The following is a 459-nucleotide window of genomic DNA, read 5'->3' as shown; positions in this document are numbered from 1 at the left end:
GTGGGGGAGTCCATATACAACCAGTTAGGCTGGTGAGAGATGATTGGCTAAACCGCATTCGCAAACCTCTGGCTAAAAATGGTTCGAGTAAGAACTGCGCCAAGTAATGTTCCCAAGCCTAAGACAAGGAATAAAAAAGAATGCGGGAAAAGCGTTCCCTGAAGTAATGCTGTAGCACCCGCTGAAATACCTGTTGCAACGAGGAAGATTGCAATGAGCGAAAAAATGGACCAGCCCAGCCGGAGCGCCTTGTTATTGCCAACTAGAGCTTGGAAGCCCAACACGACTGGAAGAGCGATAGTGGAACCAAAGAAGATGAATGCAAGATCACTCCACTGAACTGGTGGCTGACTCAGCCCAGCAGACTCTAGAGATGAAGGGCCACTGAAAAGGCCGACGAGAAGCGCCAGGGAGACAAGCACGACTCTTGTATTCATGGAAAGCCTAACGCCTTAGTTC

General features: G+C 49.5%; 1 protein-coding gene. It reads right to left on the bottom strand.

The window, feature by feature from the left end; translation table 11 throughout:
- Positions 1-47 precede the first annotated feature (47 nt).
- A complete protein-coding gene (locus tag EIP75_RS23920) occupies positions 48-437 on the bottom strand; it encodes a hypothetical protein (RefSeq protein WP_125245683.1) in 390 nt (129 codons plus the stop codon).
- Between the last annotated feature and the right edge of the window lie 22 nt (positions 438-459).

This window comes from Aquabacterium soli (assembly GCF_003933735.1).
Classification (GTDB): Bacteria; Pseudomonadota; Gammaproteobacteria; order Burkholderiales; family Burkholderiaceae_C; genus Aquabacterium; species Aquabacterium soli.
This window is presented reverse-complemented; position numbering and strand designations above follow the sequence as displayed.

Excerpts from the sequence above, each read along its gene's own strand:
- EIP75_RS23920 (WP_125245683.1), bottom strand. The coding sequence starts at position 437 with ATGAATACAAGAGTCGTGCTTGTCTCCCTGGCGCTTCTCGTCGGCCTT.